This window comes from Pseudomonas proteolytica, assembly GCF_007858275.1.
GTDB classification, from domain to species: Bacteria; Pseudomonadota; Gammaproteobacteria; order Pseudomonadales; family Pseudomonadaceae; genus Aquipseudomonas; species Aquipseudomonas proteolytica.
Genome location: NZ_VFEV01000015.1, coordinates 67,349 through 91,320 on the forward strand (window position 1 = coordinate 67,349; position 23,972 = coordinate 91,320).

At 64.6% G+C, this 23,972-nt stretch carries 7 protein-coding genes; 3 read left to right on the forward strand and 4 right to left on the reverse strand.

Translation table 11 applies throughout. The features are described 5' to 3' along the window. Positions 1 to 61 precede the first annotated feature (61 nt). From FIV38_RS12880 to FIV38_RS12890, 3 genes are read right to left on the reverse strand one after another with little or no spacing between them, the layout of a single operon-like run. Positions 62 to 3,232, reverse strand: a complete 3,171-nt coding sequence (locus FIV38_RS12880) for a non-ribosomal peptide synthetase (RefSeq protein WP_092235446.1) — start codon at positions 3,230 to 3,232, stop codon at positions 62 to 64. Next, positions 3,229 to 8,967: a non-ribosomal peptide synthetase gene (locus FIV38_RS12885; protein ID WP_235861019.1), complete on the reverse strand. Its 5,739-nt coding sequence runs from the start codon at positions 8,965 to 8,967 to the stop codon at positions 3,229 to 3,231. Before FIV38_RS12885 ends, FIV38_RS12880 begins: the two co-directional genes overlap by 4 nt. Next, positions 8,960 to 21,250 carry a non-ribosomal peptide synthetase gene (locus FIV38_RS12890; RefSeq protein WP_092235440.1) on the reverse strand — a complete coding sequence of 4,097 codons (12,291 nt, stop codon included), beginning with the start codon at positions 21,248 to 21,250 and terminating at the stop codon, positions 8,960 to 8,962. Before FIV38_RS12890 ends, FIV38_RS12885 begins: the two co-directional genes overlap by 8 nt. A 196-nt stretch (positions 21,251 to 21,446) precedes the next feature. On the opposite strand from FIV38_RS12890, the gene FIV38_RS12895 reads away from it, so the two are divergent. Both FIV38_RS12895 and FIV38_RS12900 read left to right on the forward strand, forming a co-directional pair. Continuing rightward, a complete protein-coding gene (locus FIV38_RS12895) occupies positions 21,447 to 21,698 on the forward strand; it encodes a type II toxin-antitoxin system HicA family toxin (protein ID WP_029293161.1) in 252 nt (83 codons plus the stop codon). Further along, complete coding sequence (locus FIV38_RS12900; RefSeq protein WP_029293163.1) at positions 21,695 to 22,060, forward strand: type II toxin-antitoxin system HicB family antitoxin; 366 nt, start codon at positions 21,695 to 21,697, stop codon at positions 22,058 to 22,060. Before FIV38_RS12895 ends, FIV38_RS12900 begins: the two co-directional genes overlap by 4 nt. Position 22,061: 1 nt before the next feature. On the opposite strand, the gene FIV38_RS12905 is transcribed toward FIV38_RS12900, so the two are convergent. Beyond that, positions 22,062 to 23,234, reverse strand: coding sequence for an MFS transporter (locus tag FIV38_RS12905; protein ID WP_070995595.1), 1,173 nt, complete (start codon positions 23,232 to 23,234; stop codon positions 22,062 to 22,064). A 142-nt stretch (positions 23,235 to 23,376) separates the two neighbouring features. Here FIV38_RS12905 and FIV38_RS12910 point away from each other — a divergent pair, with 142 nt between their 5' ends. Further along, on the forward strand, positions 23,377 to 23,961 hold the full coding sequence (locus tag FIV38_RS12910) for a TetR/AcrR family transcriptional regulator (protein WP_070995594.1): 585 nt from the start codon (positions 23,377 to 23,379) through the stop codon (positions 23,959 to 23,961). The last annotated feature ends 11 nt before the right edge of the window (positions 23,962 to 23,972 follow it).

The following is a 23,972-nucleotide window of genomic DNA, read 5'->3' on the forward strand; positions in this document are numbered from 1 at the left end:
AATCGTTCGCAACAGCATAAAATTAGCGGGCGCTGATTGACCGCCAGCGCCCGCCACTGCCTTAGCTCTGCACCGCCGCCTGTTGGCGCGCCCTTTCCAGCAATGCGGCCTTCTCTTCTGGGCTCAATGCATCCAGGCGCAAACGTGCCTGGGCCAGTTTCTCCAGTTGGCCTGGACTGTCTTCCTGGGCACGCAGGGCCTGGGCCAGTGCCCCGGGGCTTGGGTGGTCGAACACGATGCCTGGGTGGACTTCGCAGTGCAGCAGTTTGCGAATCCCCGCCACCAACTTGATCACCAGCAGCGAATGGCCGCCAGCGGCAAAGAAGTCGCGGTCGCGGCTCAGGCGTTCGCGGCCCAGCAACTGGGCCATGCGGCTGGCCAGCAGGGCCTCGAGGGCGTCCAGGGGTTCGACGAAGCTGTCGTCTTCTTCGATCAGCTCCAGGCGCTGCAAGGCCTGGCGGTCGACTTTGCCATTGCCCAGGCGGGGCATGTGCTGCACCACTTGGTACTGACGCGGCACCATCACCGCCGGCAAGTGCTCGGTCATGTGTTGCTTGAGGGTTGGCAGCCACTCGGCAGGCGCGTCCTGGCTTGGCAGTACAAAGGCTACCGGCTCATCCTGCGCCAGCAACACCACGGCTTCGCTCACTCCAGGGGCGCGCAGCAGGTGTTGTTCGATCTCTGCCAGTTCGATACGGAACCCACGCACTTTCACCTGATGGTCGCGCCGGCCATACAGCACGATACCGCCCTGGGGCAGGTAGCGGGCCAGGTCGCCGCTGCGGTAGAGGCGCTCGCCAGGGGCAAACGGGCTGTTGATAAACGCTGCGTCGGTCTGCGCCGGGTCGTTGAGATAGCCACGGCACAATTGCTGCCCGCCGATATACAGCTCACCCAGTTCACCGCTGGCGAGCAGTTGCTGGTCCTCGCTGAGGATATACAACTGGTTGTTGGGCAGGACCCGAGTCAGGGGAACGCCCAGTTGCTGCAAGTCCTGCGGGCGGATCGCATGCACAGCGACGCCGACCGTGGTTTCGCTGGGGCCATAGTGGTTGAACAGGCGGCAATCGGGGCGCAGGTTGAAGATGCGCTCCACCACCCCCTGGCCGATTGCTTCGCCGCCCAGGATCAGGGTAGCAGGCACTTGCGGCTGCGGCGCCTCGAGCAAGGCGGCGAGATGGGACGGGACGATCTTCAGGCAGTCGATGCCCTGGGTCTGGATGAATGCTGCAAAGGCCTGCGGGTCCTGCATCGTGGCTTCATCAGCGATATGCAAGGTGGCACCGTTGTACAGCGCGCCGAACAGGCTGGTATTGCCCAAGTCTGCGGCGACCGTGGAGCCCTGGGCGAAGTGCCGGCAGGCGGCCAGGTCCAGCTCACTGCTAACACCCGCGACATAGTTGAGCAATTGCCGATGCTCCACCACCACGCCCTTGGGCACACCGGTGGTGCCGGAAGTAAACAGCACGTAAGCCGCGTCGTGGCCTTGCAGGTTGGCGCTGGGCCCTTCCGGCAATGGCTGCTGCAGCGGTTGATCGAGGTCCAGCACTGCGCAGCCCAAACCAGCCAGCGCCTTGCCCTGGGTGACGAGCAGTTGCGCGCCAGCCTGTTCCACCAGTTGGGCCTGGCGCGCCGCCGGCCAGCTCGGGTCCAGGGGCAGGTAGGCGGCACCTGTGCGCCAGGCGGCGAGAATGGTCTGCACCTGCGCTATACCGCGCGGCAAGGCCAGGGCGACAATGCTCCCCGCGGTCACGCCATGCTCGCACAGGCGGCTGGCCAGTTGACGCACGCCGCCCTCCAGCTCGGCATAGGTCAATGCTTGATCGCCCGCGACCAGCGCCACTGCATCCGGGGTGATTTCGGCCCAGTTGCGAATATGCTCGGGCAACAGCACCCGCTCTTCCAGCACTTGCGGCGCTGGGTTTAAGGCCAACAGGCGTTGGTGTTCCGCCTCACCCAAAAGACTCAGGGTGGCGATGGCTGCGTCCGGCTGCGCCAGCAAACTGGCGAGCAGCACTTGATACTGCGCCAGCAGCGTCTGCATCGCGGCCTGGCCGTATACGGCCGCGGCATAGTCCAACGACAGGCCGCAGACGGCGCCGCCCTCCTCCACACTGACGGTCAACGCCAGTTCGAACAGCGGCCGACTATCAGCACGGTAAGCGCAGCGCCAGGCGCTGGTGCCCTGCGTGCGTGGGGCCGGTTGCTGGCGTACGCCAAAGCCGTGGGTCAGCGGCAGGCCAGCGTCGAGCGGCGCATATTCCTGCCAGGTGCCATGGCTGTCCAGCACGCCCGCCAGCTGCGCCAAAACGCTGCTGAACGAGGCCGTCGGCGCCAGGTTGAGGTTCAGCGCCAGGGTTCTTTCCAGCAGGCCCACGGTCGGCGCGAAGAACTCATAGTCCTGGCGCGCGTCATGCCGCAGGCCAGCGACAAACCCTTCGCGGCCGCTGATCCGCGCCAGCAGCACCCACCACGCGGCTTGCAAGAGCGTGGTCACTTGGGTGTCGTGCTGGGTGGCGAGCGAGCCCAGGCGCGCCAACACACTCGGGTCGAGGTCGCTGCTCAAGGACTGCCCTGCAGCGTTGCCCTGCACGGTATTGGCGTAGCGGCCCGGCAAGTCCGGTGCCAGCGCGCCCGCTCCCGGCAGGTAGGCTTGCCAATAGGCTTTGGCAGTGTGCGCGTCTTCGTCCAGCACCACTTCTGCGTGCCATTCCAGGTACTGGGCAAACTGCCCCAGCTCCTCGTCCACACTGCAACTGCCCTGCTCATAGGCTGTGCACAGGTCTTGATAGAGGATCCCCAGGCTCGCCTGATCGCCGACAAAACCCGCCAGGCCCAGGGTCAGTTGCCACTGCTGGGTGTCGATACGCTGCAACAGGCCCTCGAAAAACAGCCCCGACGCCAGGCTCACCGGGCGCTGGCACCACAGCGCCAAGACCTGCGCGGTGTTGCTGGCCTCATCCACCGTCAATGCGTCATTCGCCGCACCGGCATCAAAGAACTGTCGCAGGCCACGGTAACCGGGAGCGTTCGCCAAACGCGCGGCCAGCGCGGTGTGACGCTGAGGCAAACCGTTGATAGCCGCCCGCAGGCGTGGCACGTCGAGTGCGCCGCTGATCTGGATCGTCAGCAGGTGCGCGATATCGCCCCAGCTCGCGCCGTCCTGGGCGTCCAGTACCCGCTGTTGCTGTTCCGCGAGCAGCGCCAGGCCTGCATCGTTAAGCGTACTCATGCGTCAGTCCCTTCAGTTTGCATACGTGTGGAGGGCGCTACCGTTTCCAGGTCGCGCCGTTCGATCATTTCGCCCATAGCCACGACGATTTTGCGCGGGCCTTCAAAGGGGTCGCGGGCGTGGGCGGCGAGCATGTTGTCCAGCAGGATCACATCGCCCTTGCGCCAGTCAAAGCGCACCGCGCAGGCCTCGTAGAGTTCGCCCAGTTGCTGCATCACCTCGTCTTCGATCGGGCTGCCGTCGCCGTAATACACGTGGCGCGGCATGCGCTCGGCGCCGAACAGGCCCAGCAGGTCGTCGCGCACGTCGGGGTCCAGGCAGTAGATATGGTGCAGTTGCACCTGGTTGAAGAAGGTTTTTTCGCCGGTGGCAGGGTGAGTGATGATCGCCGGGCACGGGGTGCGGATTTGCAGCTCGTCGTTGTCCAGCCAGGTCCACTGGATACCGGCCAGGGCGCAGCGCTGCTCGACCTGGGCGCGATCTTCAGTCTTGAAGAAGTGCTGCCAGGACACGTCGAGCTTGTCGGCGAAGGTGCGCACATACAGCAGGCCCTTGCTTTCGAAGGTATCGCGCAACGCCTGCGGTAGGCGCTGGTACATCAGCCGGCAATCGACCACCGGCGTGGCCCCGCCCACGGGCGAGGGTTGTTCACAGAAGAACAGTTGCTTGCGCGGCCAACGATCCTGGTGCGAGCTCTCGTTGTGGAACAGGATCATTTTCTTTTCCGGATACGGCGTGGAGCGGTAGGTATTCTTGCCGCCCTCTTTCTTCGGCAAGTCGCCGTACTGGCCGTACAGGCCCGGCTGGACCGCTTCGGCAAAGGCCTCGAAATCGTGGATATCGCGCATGGCAAAGCCACGGAACAGGATCCCCGCGTGCCGCGCGAGTTTCTCTTCGACCAGGGCGCGATTGGCCTGGACCCAGGTCACCAGGTCGAGCCCCGGGTCGTTGGGCTCCATCAGCAACGGGAACACCTGGTCGGCGTTCAACAGCGATTCACGCATGACCGGCAGCGGCGCCCTGGCCACCGGGCTCGACGGTTTCTTGAGGAACTTGCCCAGCTTGTCGGCCTTCGGGCTGGCAGGTGCGGCAGGAGCAACAGCGGTATTCGACGGCATGATGATGTCCCCTAATCGGATGTCTGGATCCATGACAATCTGTTGAAGAATTCCCATCCAGGCGCTCACAAGTTCGGTGATGCGCTCTTGTTTGAATAAGTCATTGGCGTACTGCCAGGTGCCTTGCCACTGCCCAGCCTCTTCGTCGATAAACAGCGCCATATCGAACTTGGAATAGCCGCCCAGGCTGGGCACCATTTCCACGGCAATGTCCGCCAGGCCCGCGCTGTGCACCGGCAGGTTGTTCATCACAAACAGCACTTGCACCAAGGGGTTGAAGCCCTTGTGACGCGGCACGTTGCTGGCTTCGGCGATCATGTCCAGGGGCAAGTCCTGGTGCTCGAAGGCCGTAAGCGTGGTTTCCCGGGCAGCAGCGAGGAAATCGCTGAACCGCGCCTTGGCGTCGAAGCGCGAACGCAGGGGCAGGATGTTGACGAAGAAACCAATCAGGCCTTCCAGCTCGGCATGCTGACGCCCCGCCACATCGGCGCCCACCAGCAGGTCGTCGCTGGCGGCGAGGCGGTGCAGCAACACCTGGAATGCGGCCAACAACGTGGTGTAAGGCGTGACACCCTGGCGTGCGGACAGGCTTTTCAGTGCCTCGCCCAACGCCGGCGGCACGCTGAATGACTCGCTGGAGCCCTCGAAGGACGGCATCGGCGGCCGCGCAAAGTCTGTCGGTAGCAGCAGTTGCCCAGGGTGACCGGCCAGGGCGTCCTTCCAGTAGCCGGCCTGTTGCTGCAACACCCCGGCCTGTTCCAACGCCAACTGCCATTGGGCGTAGTCGCTGTATTGCACCGGCAGCGGCGGCAGATCGATGCCACGCCCCTGCTTGAGCGCGGCGTAGTGCTGCACCAGTTCACCCACCAGCACCGCCATCGACCAGCCATCGGAGATGATGTGGTGCATCGAATACAGCAGCACATGTTCATGGGCGCCCAGGCGCAGGATCTGCCCACGGAACAACGGCGCCTGTGCCAGGTTGATCGGGCGCCGGGTGTTGTCGAGGGTGGCCTGGGCGACCTGGGCTTCCTGTTCGATACGGTCCATGTGCGACAGGTCGACCAGGGCGAAGTCCACCGTCACGTCAGGTGCGATCACCGCCAGGGGATCGCCGTCATCGTCGGCGACATAAGCGGTGCGCAGCACCTCGTGGCGTTGCACCACGCACTTGAGGCTTTCCATCAGCAACGGCACCGAGACTTCGCCCCGCAAGCGCAACGCCAACGGCATGCCATACGCGCCGTTGCCGGCCGAAAACTGCTCGGCCACCCACAAGCGGCGCTGGGCCAGGGACAAGGGCGCAGTGCTGCGCGGGCCATGGGCGTGCAAGGCGATCTGCGCCGGGGGTGCGGCCGAGCGGCTTGCCAGCAATGCGGCAAAGTCTTCCAGCACCGGGGCATTGAACAGGTCACGCAAACCCGGGCTACTGGCCAGGGTCGGCTTGAGCCGCGCGATCACCTGGGTGGCCAGCAGTGAGTGCCCGCCCAACTCGAAGAAGTTGTCGCTCACCCCCACCTGTGCCAGGCCCAGCACCTGTTGCCAGACCTCGGCGATCTGCTGCTCCAGGGTGTTGCGCGGCGCGATGTAGTGCTGCTGCAAGGCACTGGCATCCGGCGCCGGCAACACCTTGCGGTCGAGCTTGCCGTTGGGGGTCAGCGGCAGGCTATCAAGGAACACCCAATGGCTGGGCACCATGTATTCCGGCAGGTCGCCCTTGAGCTGACGCTTGCAGGCGTCACGTAACGCCTGCTCATCACTCACCGCTTGCATGGCGACCACGTACGCCACCAACTGCGGATGGCCTGCGACGTCCCGCACCACCACGGCCGCTTCGCGCACCTGTGGTTGCTCCAGCAGTCGCGCTTCGATTTCCCCCAGTTCGATCCGCAACCCACGGATCTTCACCTGGTGATCCACCCGACCGATGTACTCGATCACCCCATCCGCGCGGTAGCGCGCCAGGTCACCGGTGCGATACAGGCGCGCACCGGGAGCGCCGAATGGGTCGGGCAGGAAGCGCTCGGCGGTGAGTGCCGGACGCTGGAAATAACCCCGCGCCAGGCCGTCGCCGCCAATCAACAACTCGCCGGCGACCCCGACTGCTACCGGCGCCAGGTTATCGTCGAGGATAGACAGGCTGGTATTGGCAATCGGCCCGCCGAGCCAGGGCTGTGGCTGGGTTGGCGCGAGTGGGTACTGCGCCGACCAGATGGTGGTTTCGGTCGGCCCGTAGAGGTTCCAGACCTGGGGCGATAGCGCCAAAAGGCGGGTCGCCAGTTCCAGGGGCAGCGCTTCGCCGCCGCACAATATCTTGCAGCCCTTGAGGGCATCCGCCTGGGGGTGATCGAGCAGCATGCGCCATGTGGAAGGCGTGGCTTGCAACACGCTGATGCGCTGCTGTTTGACCAGGGTGAGCAAGGCTTGCGGGTCGAGATTGATGTCCTGCCCGGTCAACACCAGGGTGGCGCCGACCAGCAGCGGCCCGTAGATTTCCAGGCCGAAAATATCGAACGAGAAGGTGGTCAGCGACAGCAACCGATCATGGGCGCCCAGCCCCGGCTGGCGGGCCATGCTGCACACGAAATTGGTCAGGGCGCCATGGCGCACCATCACCCCTTTGGGTTTACCCGTGGAGCCGGAGGTGTAGATCACATAGGCCAAGTGTTCTGCGGTGCTGCGCGGCAGCGGGTTTTCCACGCTGTAGCCATCGAGCCACGCACCCGGCTGGTCCAGGGCCAACGCAGTGACCCCGGCCGGGATCGGCAAGCGCGCGAGCAACGGTGCCTGGGTCAGCAGCAGGGCCAGGCCGCTGTCTTGCATCATGTAGGCCAGGCGATCCTCGGGGTACGCCGGATCCAGCGGGATATAAGCGCCACCGGCCTTGAGAATCGCCAGCAGCCCGACCACCAGGTCGACACTGCGCTGCACCGCGATGCCCACTAGCACATCCGGGCCCACACCGCTTTCGATCAGGCGATGAGCCAGGCGGTTGGCCTGCTGGTTGAGCTGGGCAAAGGTCAGCGATTGGGTATCAAACACCAATGCCAGCGCATCCGGGGTACGGGCAGCCTGGGACTCGATCAACTGGTGGATGGCGCTGTCACGGGGGTAGTCGGCGGCGCTGGCGTTCCAGGTTTGCAGCGCCAGGTGTTGTTCGGCGGCGCTGAGCATCGGCAATTGGCCGATGCGCTGCCGGGGATCATCGACCATGCCCTGCAACAAGGCCTGCCAGTGCCGCGCCATGCGCTCGACGGTCGAAGCGTCAAAGATATCGGTGGCATAGGTGAGCGCCGCCGACAGGCCGTCGGGGCCGTCGAAGGTGTTGAGGGTCAGGTCGAACGGCGCACTGAGGTTTTCCGAGTCGACGGGGGTACACAGCAGCCCCCCCAGGGGCTGGCCATCGGCAAACCGCCCGGCTTCCATCTGGTGGTTGAACATGACCTGGAACAACGGCGTGTGCAGGCTATTGCGCTCGGGTTGCAGCGCCTCCACCAATTGCTCGAACGGCAGGTCCTGCCAGGTCTGGGCCTCGTGGGCGGCCGCCTTGACGGTTTGCACAAAATCCGCAAACGGCTGCTGGCTGTCGAGCGTGGCCTGCATCACCTGGGTGTTGACGAAAAAGCCGATGACCCGCTCCGTCTCGGCCCGGTTGCGGTTGGCGGTGGGCACGCCGACCCGGATATCCGACTGGCCGCTGTAGCGGTGCAACAGCACCTGAAACGACGCCAGCAACAGCATGAACGGACTCACCCCTTGCTGCTGCGCCAAGCCCTTGAGGCCATCGCTCAAGGCGCGGTCCAACGCCAGCGGCAGTGTCGCGCCGCGCTGGTCCGGCGGCGCCAGGCGTGGGCGATCCACCGGTAGCTCAAGCAACACGTGCTCGCTGCCCAGCTTGGCGCGCCAGTAATCCAGCTGTCGACGCCCTTCCCCGGCCTCCAGCCACTGTCGTTGCCAGGCGGCGTAGTCGGCGTATTGAATGACCGGCGCCGGCAACTCACAAGACGTGCCCGTGACCTGGGCGATATACAGCGCCAGCAGCTCATCGATCATGATCTGCATCGACCAGCCATCGGTGATGATGTGGTGCAACGTCAGCACCAGCACATGCTCATCGTCCGCCAGGCGCAACACTGCGGCACGCATCAGCAGATCATGTTGCAGGTCGAACGGTTGGCTGCTCTGCGCCTGGACAAAGGCCTTGACTGCGGACTCGGGGTCGCCCGCCGCAGCGTCCTCTACCACGAGTTCCAGCGCTTCGATGGGCCGGACAATGCAACGCACCTGCTCATCCTGCTGCACAAAGCCGGCGCGCAAGCCTTCATGGCGCGCCAACAGCTGCGACAGACTGCATTGCAGCGCCTCGACATCCAGTTGGCCCTTTAAACGCAATGCCGCGCAGATGTTATAGGCACTGCCCTGAGGGTCGAACTGCCAGAGAAACCATTGCCGCTGTTGGGCATACGACAGTTGCTGAGGCCCGGTTTCGCTCGCCGGCACAATCGGAAAACGCGCGACGTTGACGCCCTGTTGCTCCAGCTTGCTGAACAGTTGCGCGCGCTTGGGTGCGCTCAAGTCCTTGATGCGCGCCACCAGTTCCGCGGTTTTGTTAAGCATTGCTTGCCTCCAGGTTTTCCTGCTCCAGCTCATCGAGGGCATCGAAGATCAGGTCAAAGTCATCTCCCAGGCCATCGTCCTGGACCGCGTCGGCCAAGGTTTTAGCCAACGCCCCAAGGCTGCCATGGGCATAAAAGTCCTTCACCGCCACGTCCACCCCAAGCACCGCCCGCACGCGGGACAGCATCACCACCACTTGCAGGGAATGCCCACCGAGGTCGAAGAAGTTGTCGCCAAGCCCCACGCGCTCGACCTTGAGCACGTCCTGCCAGATGTCGGCCAGTTGCTGCTCAAGCGGCGTAACCGGCGCCACGTAGGCCTGTTGCATCTGGCTGACGTCCGGGGCCGGCAGGGCCTTGCGGTCCAGCTTGCCGTTGGGGGTCAAGGGCATCTGTGGGACAAACACCAGGTGCGTCGGGACCATGTAGTCGGCCAGGTGCTGCTTGAGGCCGGCCTTGATCGACTCGCGCAACGCTGCGTGTTGTTCGGTGCTATCGGTAGGTTCGGCGAGCACCACATAGCCCACCAGTTGTGGCCCGCTGGGGCCGTCCAGGGCGACCACGGCCGCTTCACGCACCGTGTCCTGGGCCTGGATGCGCGCCTCGATTTCCCCCAGTTCGATCCGGAAACCGCGGATTTTCACCTGATGGTCCAGGCGCCCGAGGTACTCGATCACCCCTTCGGCGCGATAACGCGCCAGGTCGCCGGTGCGGTACAGGCGCTGGCCGGGGGCACCGAATGGGTCTGGCAGGAAACGCTCGGCAGTCAGGCCGGGGCGCTGGAAGTAGCCGCGCGCCAGGCCATCGCCGCCGATCAACAGCTCGCCGGGCACGCCGACCGGGGCCAGCGCGCCGTCCTGGCTGAGGATGTACAACGCGGTATTGTCGATGGGCCGGCCCAGCCATGGCTGGCCGTCGAGGCGATGGGCGGCCGACCAGATAGTGGTTTCGGTCGGCCCGTAGAGGTTCCACACCGCGCCGCCGAGGGCAAGCATGCGTGCCGCCAGTTCATCGGCCAGGGCTTCGCCACCGCAGAGCAAGGTGCAGCCCTGCAACGCCTCCACCTGCGGGCTGTCGAGCAACATGCGCCAGGTCGAGGGCGTGGCTTGCAGGGTGTTGACGCGCTGGGTCGCGACCGTGGTGAGGATTGCGTCCGGGTCGAGGGTGGTGTCTTTGTCCACCAGCACCGCACAGGCGCCGACGGTCAGCGGCAGGTAGATCTCCAGGCCGAAGATGTCAAACGAGAACGTCGTCAGCGAGAGGATCCGTTCACCCGCCGCAAGCCCCGGTGCACGGGCCATGCTCGCAATGAAGTTGCCGAGGGCGCCATGGGCCACCATCACGCCTTTGGGCTTGCCGGTGGAACCGGAGGTGTAGATCGCATAGGCCAGGTTGTCCGGCCCCGCCGACGCGGGAGGGTTGTGGCTCGGATAACCGGCGAACCAGCCCGCCTCACCCTCCAGCACCAGCGCCTGCACACCGCCCGGAATCGACAGCGCGCCGAGCAGCGGCGCCTGGGTAATCAGTAAGCCCAGGCCGCTGTCTTGCATCATGTACGCCAGGCGATCGGCCGGGTAAGCCGGGTCCAGCGGCACGTAGGCGCCACCGGCCTTGAGGATCGCCAGCAGGCTGATGATCATCGGCAAGCCACGCTCCACCGCAATCCCCACCAGATAGTCCGGCCCGACACCTTCGGCCAGCAACCGGTGGGCCAGTTGGTTGGCCTGGCGGTTCAGCTCGCCATAGGTCAGCGACTGTTGGCCAAATACCAGGGCGACGGCATCGGGCGCGCGCTCGGCCTGGGCCTCGAACAGTTGATGAATGCACTGCCCGCGCGGGTAATCCACCGCTGGCGGATTCCATTGCGCGACCACCTGCCGTTGGCGGGCCGCGCCTTGCATCGACAAGTCACCCAGCGCCAGCTCGGGCTGATCGAGCATGCCCAGCAGCAGGCGACACAAATGTTCGCTGAGTTCGTCGATGGTGCCGACGCCAAAATGCGCATGGATAAAGCGCATATGCACCGTCAGGGTCTCACCCAGGCTGACCAGCAGACTCAGCGGGTAGTTGGTCTGCTCGACACTGCGTACCTCACCGAACACCAGCCCCTGGGGCGCACCGCGCTTGAGGGTTTCGGCCACCGGATAGTTTTCAAATACCAGCAGGCTGTCGAACAGCGCGTCACCGCTGTGCCCGGCCCAGCGCTGGATATCGAACAATGGCGTGTGCTCATGCTCGCGCAGGGCCAGGTTTTGCGTCTGTACGGCATGCAGCCATTGGCTGACGGTTTGCTCGGCGCGCGGGCTGGCAATCACCGGCAAGGTGTTGATAAACAATCCAACCTGCTGCTCGATACCCGCAAGGTCTGCCGGGCGGCCGGCAACCGTGGCGCCAAAGACCACGCAGTCCTGCCCGGTATAGCGTTGCAACAGCAGCAGCCACGCGGCTTGCACCAGGGTGTTGGGGGTGACTTTCTGCTGACGGGCAAACTCGCCCAGGCGGCGGGTTTGCTCCACATCCAGCGTCAGGTAGTGATCGCCATGGCCACTGCCAAGCGCCGGGGCGCTGACCGCCTGGGCCAGCAAGGTCGGCTCTTCCAGTGCCGCCAGGTTGGCGCTCCAGAACTGTTGGCCAGCCTGTTGATCCTGGCGTTGCAGCCAGGCGATGTAATCGCGATAACGCCCCACCGACGGCGTCGGCACCTGCCCGTCATAACGTTGCAGCACCTCGCCCAACAGCTGGGAATTGCTCCAGCCATCCATCAGGATGTGGTGGTGGGTGTAGAGCAGCTCGCTACGACGCTCATCCAGGCGCACCAGCACCAGGCGCAACAGCCCGGGCTGGTTCAAGTCAAAGCCCTGGGCCAACTCGGCAGCGGCCAGCGCTTGCAGTGCCGCCGGTTGATCGTTGCGGTCACGCCAGTCGAGCACGCTGAACGGTACTTCAAGCTGCTTGTGCACCACCTGCACCGGCTGCGGCAAACCACCCTGCCAGGCGAAGGCCGTGCGCAGGATCGGGTGAGCATCGACCACCGCCTGCCACGCCGCACGGAAGCGTTCGGGATCGAGGCCATCGATGCCGACCTGCATCTGGTTGACATAATCGCCGCCGCCCTGCTCCAGCAGGCTGTGGAACAACATGCCTTGCTGCATGGCTGACAGCGGATAAATGTCCTCGATGGCTGCAGGCACGTCAGCCAGCGTATCCACTTGCACCTGGCTCAACGCCGCCAGCGGGAAGTCCGACGGCGTCACGCCGTGTTCGCCACGGGTCGTGCAATGCTCAATCAGCGCCTTGAGTTCCACGGCCAGGGCATCGGCCAGTGGCTCAATGGTCGCGACGTCGAACATCTGCTGGCTGAAGGTCCAGCCCAGGCACAGCTCGCCGTCGAACACCTGGCCGTTGAGGGTCAACCAGTTGCCCAGTGGCGCATCCGGGTGCTGTTCCAGCCCGGCGTGTTCACCACTGGGTACGAACAAGGCTGCTTGCCCGCCTTCGAGGCTGCTGTCGAACTGGCCCAGGTAGTTGAAGGTAATACGCGGCACCGGCAGTGCTGCCAGGGTTTGCTGCACGGCAGCGTCGCCCAGGTAACGCAAGGCGCCAAAGCCTACGCCCCGATTGGGAATGGCGCGCAGTTGCTCCTTGACCTGCTTGATCGAATCGCCCAGCGCCTCGGCAGGTGCCAGGCGTACCGGGAACAGGCTGGTGAACCAGCCCACGGTGCGGGTCAGGTCCTGGTTGTCGAACAGCTCTTCACGGCCATGGCCTTCGAGCTGGATCAGCACTTCGTGGCGCCCGGTCCAGCGCGTGATAACCCGCGCCAATGCCGTCAGCAGCAGGTCATTGACCTGGGTGCGATAGGCCGCGGGTGCCTCCTGCAACAAACGCCGGGTCAGGTCGGCATCCAGGCGGGTGTCGAGCGTCACGCCATCGCGACTGCGCAGGCTGGCACCAGGCTTGGCGCCCGGCAGAGGGTTGGCGGTTGCGTGCAGTGATTGCCAGAACGCGATCTCGGTTTGCAGCGCGGGGCTGCGGGCAAGCCCCTGCAGTTGCTCGGCCCAGGTTTTGAACGCGGTGGTCTTGGCCGGCAGGCCCACAGCGGGCTGGCGGTACGCGCCCTGCAGGTCTTGCAGGAGGATGCGCCAGGACACGCCGTCGACCACCAGGTGATGGATGATCACCAGCAGGCGCTGGCTGCCATCGGCCTTATCGAACAATACCGCGCGCAGTAGCGGGCCGTGTTGCAGGTCCAGGCTGGCCTGGGCTTGATCCGCCAGCGCCTGCAGCTCGGCTTCATCGTTGACCCGGTGCTGCCACAGCAGCGCGGGGGTTGACGCCTCGCCGTGGCTGGCGAGCCATTGCTCGCCGTCGTGCTGGAACCTCAGGCGCAACGCATCGTGATGGGCAACCAGCACCTGCAAGGCCTGGGCAAGTCGTGCGCTGTCCAAAGGCTGCTGGGGCGTCAGCAGCACGGACTGGTTCCAGTGCTGACGCTGGGGAATATCCTCGTCAAAAAAGGCCTGCTGCACCGCCAGCAACGGCATGCCACCGGCCACCGGCCCCTGATCGATGCTCGGCAAGCCATCGCCGCTGCGGGTTACAGTGGCCAGGCCGTGAATGGTCTGCTGCTCGAACAACGCCTTGGCAGTAAAGTGCAGGCCCGCCTGACGGGCTCGGCTGACCACCTGCATCGACAGGATCGAATCGCCGCCCAGTTCGAAGAAGTTGTCGTTCAACCCCACGCGCGGCAGGTTCAACACCGTTTGCCAGATAGCCGCCAGTTGCTGTTGCAGCGCCGTGACCGGTGCCACGTAATCGTGTTGCAACAAGCTGGCGTCCGGCGCTGGCAGGGCCTTGCGGTCGAGTTTGCCGTTGGGGGTCAGCGGCAAGTGGTCGAGCAACATCCAGCAGGTGGGCACCATGTAGTCTGGCATGCTCGCCTTGAGACTGGCCTTGAGCCGCTCGCGCAAGGCCGGCTCGGCTTGCGCCGGCACGATATAGGCCACCAGTTGCTGGGCGCTTGCGCCCTGATGGGCCAGCACCACTGCGTCACGGACACCGGGTTGTTGCAGCAGCCGCGATTCGATTTCGCCGAGCTCGATACGGAACCCACGGATCTTCACCTGATGGTCGATCCGCCCGCAGTAATGCACCACGCCCGCTGCGTCCCGGCGCGCCAGGTCGCCGCTGCGGTACACGCGGCTGCCAGCCACGGCAGCGAATGGGTCGGGAATGAAGCGCTCGGCAGTCAGCGCCGGACGCTGGTGATAACCCTGGGCCAAGCCCTCGCACGCGGCAATGCACAACTCACCGACCACGTCATCGGGCAGCGGGTTGGCGTCGCGATCCAACACATACAGCGCCCGCCCCGGCAAGGCACGGCCAATCGGCACGCCATTGGCCGCGTCGGCATCCATCCGTTGGCACAAGTGGGTGCTGGATACCACCGTGGCTTCGGTCGGGCCATAGGTGTTGAGCAAGCGCACGCTGCCAAGGCCGGCGGCGTGCCAGAGCTTGAGCCCTTCCACCGACATTGCTTCGCCACCGACATGCACCTGGCGCAATTGCCCGCGACTGCGCTGCGGGTCCGCTGCCCAGTCCTGGGCCAGCAGGAACCAGTACGCCGCCGGCAAGTCAGCCAGGGTCACACCGTGCTCGATGATCTGCTCGTACAGGGTCGCGGTGTCCCAGGTGTCGTCACCGCGAAGCACCAGGCAGGCGCCTTCGCACAGCGGTGGGAAGCATTGCTCGACAAACCCGTCGAAGCTGAACGTGGCGAACTGCAGCACCCGCTCCTGCGGAGTGAGTTGCGAGTATTCGGCGGCGATCGTGCAGAACTCGCGCAGCGCGCCATGGGCGATGGACACGCCCTTGGGCTGCCCGGTGGAGCCGGAGGTGTAGATCACGTAGGCCAGGTGCTCGGCCAGCGCCAGGTTGACGAGGTTGGTACACGGGTAGTCGCGCTCCGAACCGTCGAGCAGCAGGCACGGCACGCGGGCATCGGCCAGGGCGTCGTCGAGCACACCAGGCTGGCGCACCAGCAAGTCCATGGCGCTGTCATCAATCATGTAGGCCAGGCGCTGGGCCGGGTAATCAGGGTCCAGCGGCACATAGGCGGCACCCGCCTTGAGGATCGCCAGCAGGCTGGCAATCATCGCCCCACCGCGACGCACCGCCAGCCCGACTCGCTGGCCGGGCATCACACCCTGCTCGCGCAGGCGGTGGGCCAGGCGGTTGGCGCGCTGGTTGAGTTCGGTGTAGGTCCAACGCTCGTCACCGCTGATCAAGGCCAGGGCATCCGGGGTCGCCGCGGCGCGCCGTTCGATACGCTGGTGCGCCAGCAGCGGGTCGAGCGCCGGCTGCACTGCGCCTTGCTCCAAGGCTGGATCGCGCAGGCTCAGGTTGCCCAATGCCTGGCCGTTATCCTCGACAAACTGCTCAAGCAATTGCAGCAGACTCGTGCCGATAGCGTGTATCTGTTGCGGGCTGAAGTCGGCCTGGGCGTAGCTGAAATCCAGGCTCAGGGTTTCACCCAACTCGATGCCCAGGGTCAGCGGATAGCTGGTCTGTTCATGGTTGTGCAGCCCGCTGAAGCTCAAGCCGGCCGGAGCACCGGCTTGCAGCGCCTGGGACACCGGGTAGTTTTCGAACACCAGCAAGGTGTCGAACAGTGCGCTGCCGGGCTGCCCGGCCCAGCGCTGAATGTCGTACAGCGGCGTGTGCTCGTGCTCACGCAGGGCCACGCTGTGCGCCTGCACCTGTTGCAACCAGCTGGCGACGCTATGGGTGGCATCCGGGCTGCAAATGATCGGCAATGTATTGATAAACAGCCCGACTTGCTGCTCGATCCCCGGCAAATGGGCCGGACGCCCGGCCACCGTCGCGCCAAAGGCCACGCTTGGCTGGCCGCAATAACGTTGCAGCAAAATCGCCCATGCCGCTTGCAGCAGGGTGTTGAAGGTGACTTTGTTGTGCCGGGCAAACGCCCCGAGGCGCGCCGTGGTGTGGGTATCCAGCAACAGGTGGTGACTGGCATGGCCGCTGCCTGAGCGCGGCGCCGGCAAAGCGTTGGCCAGCAGGGTCGGCGCGGCCAGCGCTTGCAGGTGCGCGCTCCAGAACTGTTCACTGGCGCGGGCGTCCTGGGCCAGCAGCCAGCCCACATAGTCGGCATAACGCCCGCTGACCGGCGCAGGCACGTGTCCTGCGTAACGTTGCAGGACTTCCCCAAGCAACTGCGCGTTGCTCCAGCCATCCATCAGGATGTGATGGCTGGTGTAGATCAGCTCATAACGCTGGCCCGCCAGCGGTACCAACACCAGGCGCAACAACGGCGCCTGATGCAGATCGAAGCCTTGTTTGCGTTGTTCGAGGGCCAATCGATCGAGGTCGTCGGGGGCCTGGTCCAGCACCGTCAGCGGCAGTTGCGCCGAGCGCTGGATCGCTTGCAACGCCTGCGCCTGGCCTTCCCAGACGAAGCGCGCGCGCAATACTTCATGGCGCTCCAGCACCGCTTGCCAGCATTGGCCAAACCGCTCCACGTCCAGGCCATCGATGGTCAGGCGCAGTTGGTTGATATAGGCATCGCCACCGGCGTCGTAGGCGCTGTGGAACAGCATGCCCTGCTGCATCGGCGACAGCGGATAGAGGTCCTCGATCTGCGCCAGGGGCAGGCCCAGGCCTTCCAGTTGCGCCTGGTCGAGGCTGACCAGGGGAAAGTCCGAAGGTGTGGCGCCGCCCTGTTGTGGATCGAGGCAATGTTCGATCAACTCGTGCAAGGTCTGGGCGCAGTGATCCACCAGGGCCTGAATGGTCTGGCGACGATAGACTTCGCCACTGAAGCTCCAGTCCAGTTCCAGCTCGCCAGCGTATACCCGCCCTTCCACGCTCAGCCAGTTGGCCAGGGGCGCCTCCAGGCTCTGGGCCTGGCCGCCGCCTTCGCTGGCCGGCACGAACAGCGCATCCTCGCCAAACTGCTGGTCGAACTGCCCCAGGTAATTGAAGGTGATCCGTGGCTGGGCCAGCGCCGCCAACTCGTCAGCCGCAGCGCCGTAGCGCAGCACGCCGTAGCCAATGCCCTTGTGGGGCACCTGGCGCAATTGCTCCTTGATCGCCTTGAGGGTGTCGCCCAGCTCGCCGCTGGGGGTCAGGCGCAATGGATACAGGCTGGTGAACCAACCCAGGGTGCGTGTCAGGTCGATATCGTCGAACAGTTCTTCGCGACCGTGGCCTTCCAGTTGGATCAGCGCCGAGGGTTGGCCGGTCCATTGGCAGACCGTGCGCGCCAGGGCTGCCAGCAGCAGGTCGTTGACCTGGGTGCGGTAGGCCGCAGGCGCCTGTTGCAGCAGTTGCCGAGTCTGTTCGCGGCCCAGGCGCAGGCGGATATGCTCAGCCACTGCCTGGGTTTGCCGGCCTTGCGGGTTATCCCGAGGCAAGTCGGTTGCCACGCCCTGCAATTGCTCGCGCCAGTACGGCAACTCGGCCAGCAGCGCCGGGCTGCGGCTGTAGTCGTCCAAGCGCGCGGCCCACTGCTGGTAGGCACTGGTCTTGTGTGCCGGCACCAGGGGTTCGCCGGCCACGCCTTGGGCGTAACCGCGCTGCAGATCTTCCAGCAGCACACGCCAGGACACCCCATCCACCACCAAGTGATGCAGCACCAGCAACAGGCGCTGGCTGCCGTCGGCCATGTCCACCAGCATGGCCCGCATCAATGGGCCGCGTTGCAGATCCAGGCTGGCCTGGGCGAGATCACATTGCTCACGCAAGGCCTCGACGCTGGCGGCCTGGCGCTGCCACAAGTCCACCGTGGCCGATTCCGCGTGCGCCTGCTCCCAGCCTTCCCCGCGCTCGACGAAACGCAGGCGCAAGGCATCGTGCTGGGCCACCAGTGCCTGCAACGCGGCCGCCAATGCCGCGACGTTGACCGGCTGCCGGGGGGTGAGCAGCAGCGACTGGTTCCAGTGCTGGCGGGCGGGAATATCCTGGGCAAAGAACCATTGTTGGACCGGGGTCAGCAACACCGGGCCCTGGGCCGGCCCTTGCTCGATGGTCAGCGTCGACACTTCGCGGGCGGCAGCGGCCAGGCTACGCAGGGTCTGGTGGCGGAACAGGTCGCTGGGCGCCAGTTGCAGGCCGGCCTGACGGGCGCGGCTGACCACCTGGATCGACACGATGGAGTCGCCGCCCAACTCGAAAAAGTTGTCATCCAGGCCGATCTGCGGCAGCCCCAGAATGTCCTGCCAGATCCCGGCCAGCAGCAACTGCCGGGGCTCCTGAGGCGCACTGAACGCCTGCACCTTGGCCTCGCCGGCCCGTGGCAAGGCCTTGCGGTCCAGCTTGCCGTTGGGGGTCGCGGGGAATTGCGCCAAGGCCATGATCACCGTGGGCAGCATGTATTCGGGCAGGGTGTCGGCCAGGTGCGCGCGCAAGGTTTGTTCGAACGCGGCTTGATCCTGCGGCATGGCCGCCGGCACCACATAGGCCACCAGCAACCGGCCATCCTGGGCGATCACCAGCGCTTCCTTGATCTGCGGGTGGCTGAGCAGACGTGCCTCGATTTCCCCCAGTTCAATACGCAGGCCGCGAATCTTCACCTGATGGTCAATGCGCCCGACGTATTCGATGACGCCGTCAGGGCGGTAACGGGTCAGGTCGCCGGTGCGATACAGGCGCTCGCCGGTGGTGGAAAATGGGTTGGGTACATACTTTTCGGCGGTCAAGGCTGGCTGGCCGAGATAGCCCCGGGTGATCCCGGCACCGGCCAGGTGCAACTCGGCAGCGGACCCGGTGGGTACGGGCTGCAAATCGGCATCGAGGATGTAACCCTGGGTGTTGCTCAACGGTCGGCCAATGCATGGCTGGCCCCCCGCTTCGCGGGGCGTCCAGGTGGAATAGGTGGTGTCTTCGGAGGGGCCGTACAGGTCATAGACCTGTTTGATCGACGGCTGCTGATAGAGGCTATCGACCAGCGACTGCTTCAGTGGCTCACCCGCGAGGTTGATGATGCGCACGCTCTCGGGGATCTGCCCGGCACGCTGCAAGGCATTGATCGCCGACGGCACGGTGTTGATCAGGCGCACCTGGTCGCGGGCCGGCAAGTCCGGCAGTTCCAGGGCATTGCGCGCGAGAATCAGCGAGCCACCGTTGGCCAGGGTGACGAAAATTTCCCACACTGACAGGTCGAAACACACTGAGGTCGAGGCCAGCACGCCCTGGATATCTTCACGGCTGTAGACCTGCTGCGACCAGTGAATCAGCGCCAGTACGTTGCCATGGGCAATCGCCACGCCCTTGGGCTTGCCGGTGGACCCGGAGGTGTAGATCACGTAGGCCAGGTTGTCGGGCTCCACCTGCGTGACGGGTGCCGTCAGCGGGTAGTCGGCCAGGTTATCCATCAACAGCACCTGGGCCTGGGTCTCGGGCAAGTCTGCGAGCAGCTCGGCCTCGGTCAGCAGCACCTGGGCGCGGCTGTCTTTGAGCATGTAGGCGACGCGGTCGGCGGGGTAATCCGGGTCCAGCGGCACATAGGCGCCACCGGCCTTGAGCACGCCAAGCAAGGCGATGATCAAGGCGTCGGAGCGCTGCATGGCCACGCCGACCCGCACTTCGGGGCCCACGCCCAGTTCGATCAGTTTGTGGGCCAGTTGATTGGCTTGGCGGTCCAGCTGGCGATAGCTCAGGGTCTTGGTGCCATAGGTCAGGGCCAGGGCGTCGGGCTGGCGCTCCACCTGCTCGGCGATCAGTCGATGAATACTGCGCTGTTGCGGGTACTCAGAGGCGGTGGCGTTCCAGTCATGAATCTGCTGCTGGTAGTCTGCGGCATCCAGCATGGGCAACTCGGCCACACGCTGCTGCACGTTGTCGACCATGCCGCCCAGTATGTGAATCCAATGACGGGCCATGCGTTCGATGGTGGCGGATGTGAACAGGTCCGTGGCAAAGGTCAGCGCAGCGCGCAGGGTGCCACCCTGCTCCCAGGTGTCGAGGCTCAGGTCGAATTGGGTGGTGCGGCTTTGCCACTCCACCAGGCTCAGGGACAGCCCGGACTCCAGCACCAGCGCCTCAAGATCAGCCACTTGCGGCTGGTGGTTGTACAGCACCTGGAACAGCGGCGTGTGGCTCAGGCTGCGCTCTGGTTTGAGGGCTTCGACCAGGCGTTCGAACGGCAGGTCCTGGTGGGCCTGGGCACCATTGACCACGTCCTTGAGCACCTGCAGCAAGTCGCTGGCCCGCGCCTGCCCATCGACGTGCGCCGCCATGACCTGGGTGTTGACGAACAGGCCGATCAAGCCTTCGGTTTCACCCCGGTGCCGGTTGGCAATCGGCACGCCCACCCGCAGGTCGGTCTGGCCGGTGTAGCGAAACAGCAGGACCTTGAAGGCGGCCAGCAACACCGTGAACAACGACACGTTCTGCTGGCGCGCCAGCAAGCGCGCGCCCTCGGCCAATTGCGCCGGCACCGCGAACTCAAAACGCTGGCCCTGATGACTGGCCACGGCTGGACGCGCAAAGTCCAGGGGCAACTCCAGCACCGGGTGCTCATCGCCCAGTTGCTCGCGCCAGTAATCCAGTTGTCGCGCCTGCTCCCCGGCTTCCAGCCAGCGGCGCTGCCACAGGGCGTAGTCGCTGTACTGGATCGGCAGGGCCGGCAATTGCGGCGACTGCTGGCGTTCAAAGGCGTCATAGCAACGGATGAACTCGTCGATCAGCACGTTCATCGACCAGCCGTCCGAGACGATGTGATGCAGGGTCAACAGCAACACATGCTCCTGCTCGGCAAGCTTGAGCAATTGCACACGCAGCAACGGGCCGGTGGCCAGGTCGAAGGGCTGCAGCGATTGCGCGGTGGCGGCGGCCATCACCGCCTGTTCGCGCTCGGCCGGCGGCAAGTTGCAAAGATCCAGAGGTTCGATCGCCAGCGCAGGCTCGCAGGGCACTTGCAACAGGCGCTCATCGGCCTGGCGCTGGAACACCGTGCGCAGGGTTTCATGTCGCGCGATCAGGCTGGCAAACGCCTGCTCGATCGCCGCCAGGCTCAAACGCCCCTTCAGACGCACCGCTCCCGGCAGGTTGTAGGCGGCGCTGGCCGGATCCAGTTGCCACAGAAACCACATCCGCTGCTGGGCGTAGGACAACGCCTGGCGATCCTCGGCCTCGACCTGGGCCGGAATCGGAAAACGCGAGAAGTCGATCCCTTCTTTTTGCAGCGCCTGGAGGAACATCTGGCGTTTTTCCAGGGGCAACCCGATAAACCGGCGAGCAAGTTTCAAGGAGTCTTCAGCGTTCATTTCTTGGGATCCGGAGCAATAGGCAGGAAGCACAAAGGCACGTCGTCCCTATAAAACGAATCCAGACGGGAAAAATTAGCGCAGGCGGGTGCAGTCATCAGGCGTTACATCAAAGCCGGGAGAAGTCCGCAAAGCGGTCCTATCATTGACGCACAACCATATTTGCAACTACATTTAGTTACACGCAGGGAACGCCGTGTCCAAAAATGAAAAGCTGCTCGCCAAACTGCTCAACCTGCAGATGGCATTCACCTGGCCTGAGCTCGTCACATTGCTGGGCTGGCTGGGTTATCGACAAATCGAAGGGGCTGGGAGCCGCGTCAAGTTCGACATCGGCGACCCGAGTGCAATGATCACCTTGCACAAGCCCCACCCTGGCAATGAGCTGAAACACTACATTCGGCGCCAGATCATTGAACAGTTGGAATCAGGAGGCTTGCTTCAATGAGCAACCAGTTGAAATACAAAGGCTACATCGGCTCCATAGAAGCCAGCGTCGAGGACAATTGCCTATTCGGCAAGCTGCTGTTTATCCGCGCCCTGGTCAGCTACGAAGGCCAGACCGTGGCCCAGTTGGAAGCCGCCTTTCGCGAGGCGGTGGAGGATTACCTGGCTACGTGCCAGACCTTGGGCCAGGCACCAGAAAAGCCCTGCAAAGGCTCATTCAATGTACGGGTGGGCCATGATCTGCACCTGGCCGCAGCCCTGGCGGCGACGCAGAAAAAGGTCACACTCAACGACCTGACGCGCCAGGCCTTGAACGAGTTCCTGCGTCATCATGCGGCAGACAGTCACCCCGCCCTGGGGTGACTTAGCCCAGGCGGCGGTAGCCCAGCACGGCGGCCGCCAGCACCACCGCCCCGGCCACCAGCGCCACCCAGAACCCGCTGGGGGCGCCGAATTGATCGATCATCCAGCCGGAACTTGCCGCACCGATGGCCACGCCGATGCTCAGGCCGGTGATCAGCCAGGTCATGCCTTCGGTCAAGCGGCTGGGGGGGACGACCTGCTCCACCAGCGCCATGGACACAATCAGCGTCGGCGCAAAAAACAGCCCGGACACAAACACCGCCAGCGCCAGCCCAAGGATATCCCCCACCCACAACAACGGCAGCGTGGTCAACGCCGTGGCCAGGCCACAGAGCAGGAACTGCCGGGGCAACGGCATGTGCAATTTCAACGCCCCAAAGGCCAGCCCCGCCAGGCACGAGCCAATGGCATACACCGACAGCACAATACTCGCGGCTGCCGGTTGGCCCTGATGCTGGGCGAACGCTACGCTGACCACGTCCACCACACCGACAATGGTGCCCATGGCCATCAGCAGGATCATCAGCACCAATACCGAAGGCTGGGTAATCAACCAGCGGCCCTGCTGCTCAAGCTGAGCGTGAATAGCCGGTTCAGTCTGTTTTTGCAGGACGAAGGTGGTCACGCCGACCGCCAGCAAGATCGCCCCCACCAGCGGGCCGGCTTCGGGAAACAGCAGCACGCACAGCCCTACCGATATCGGTGGCCCAAGGATAAAGCACACCTCGTCCAGCACCGACTCCAGGGCAAAGGCGGTTTGCAAGCGGGGCTGGCCACGGTAGATCTCGGTCCAGCGCGCACGCACCATGGCCGACATATTGGGCATGCAACCGGCCAGGGCGGCGAAGATAAACAGCGTCCAGTCCGGTGCCTGCAAGCGGGTACACAACAACAGCATCAACAGCGCGCCCCCGCCAATCACGGCCGCCACCGGCAATACGCGGCCCTGGCCGTAACGGTCTACCAGCCGTGAAACCTGCGGCGCGCAAAACGCCGTAGCCAAGGCAAAGGTGGCCGCCACTGCGCCCGCCAGCCCATAACCACCGCGGACCTGGGACAACATGGTGATCAACCCGATACCGGTCATGGAAATCGGCATGCGCGCGAGCATGCCGGCCGATACAAAAGCCCTGGAACCTGGCGCCTGAAACAGCTCGGCGTAGGGGTTTGCCATGGTGCGTGTCCTCTTGCTGGGAGCCCTGGAGCTTGCCATTCAAGGCAATCCGGGCGAAATATATACGGTGCGTATGTGACAAATCATGAGTAACATACGCGGCGTATGTCAACTACCCACCTGACCAGGACGAGCATTTTCCATGAGCCGAGCCCGCGCCGAGATGATCGAAGAAACCCGCGCCCGCTTGCTAGCCAGCGCCCGCCACGCCTTTGCGACCCAAGGTTTTGCCCATACCTCCATGGACGATTTCACCGCGCGCGCCGGCCTCACGCGAGGGGCGCTGTACCATCACTTTGGCGACAAAAAAGGCTTACTGGCAGCGGTGGTCGCGCAACTCGACAGCGAAATGGATGAGCACCTGCAACAAATCAGCGCCCAGGCCGCAAACCCCTGGGAGGGTTTTTGCGAACGCTGTCGCGCGTATTTGCGCATGGCCCAGGATCCGGAAATCCAGCGCATTGTGCTGCAAGATGCGCCGGCAGTGCTGGGTGCTGACGTCGGCGCCCAGCAGCAATGCATCGACTCACTGCGTCGGCTCCTGGAGGGATTGATGCAGGTCGGATTGATTGAACAGGCCCCCAGCCTGGCGCTGGCCCGATTGATCAATGGCAGCCTGGTGGATACGGCGCAATGGATTGCCCATGCCGAACGCCCGGATGAATGCCTGGAGCAAGCGCTGCAAGGCTTGGATTTGCTGCTTCGGGGGTTGAAGCCTGTGGCCTGAGCCCCTAGCAA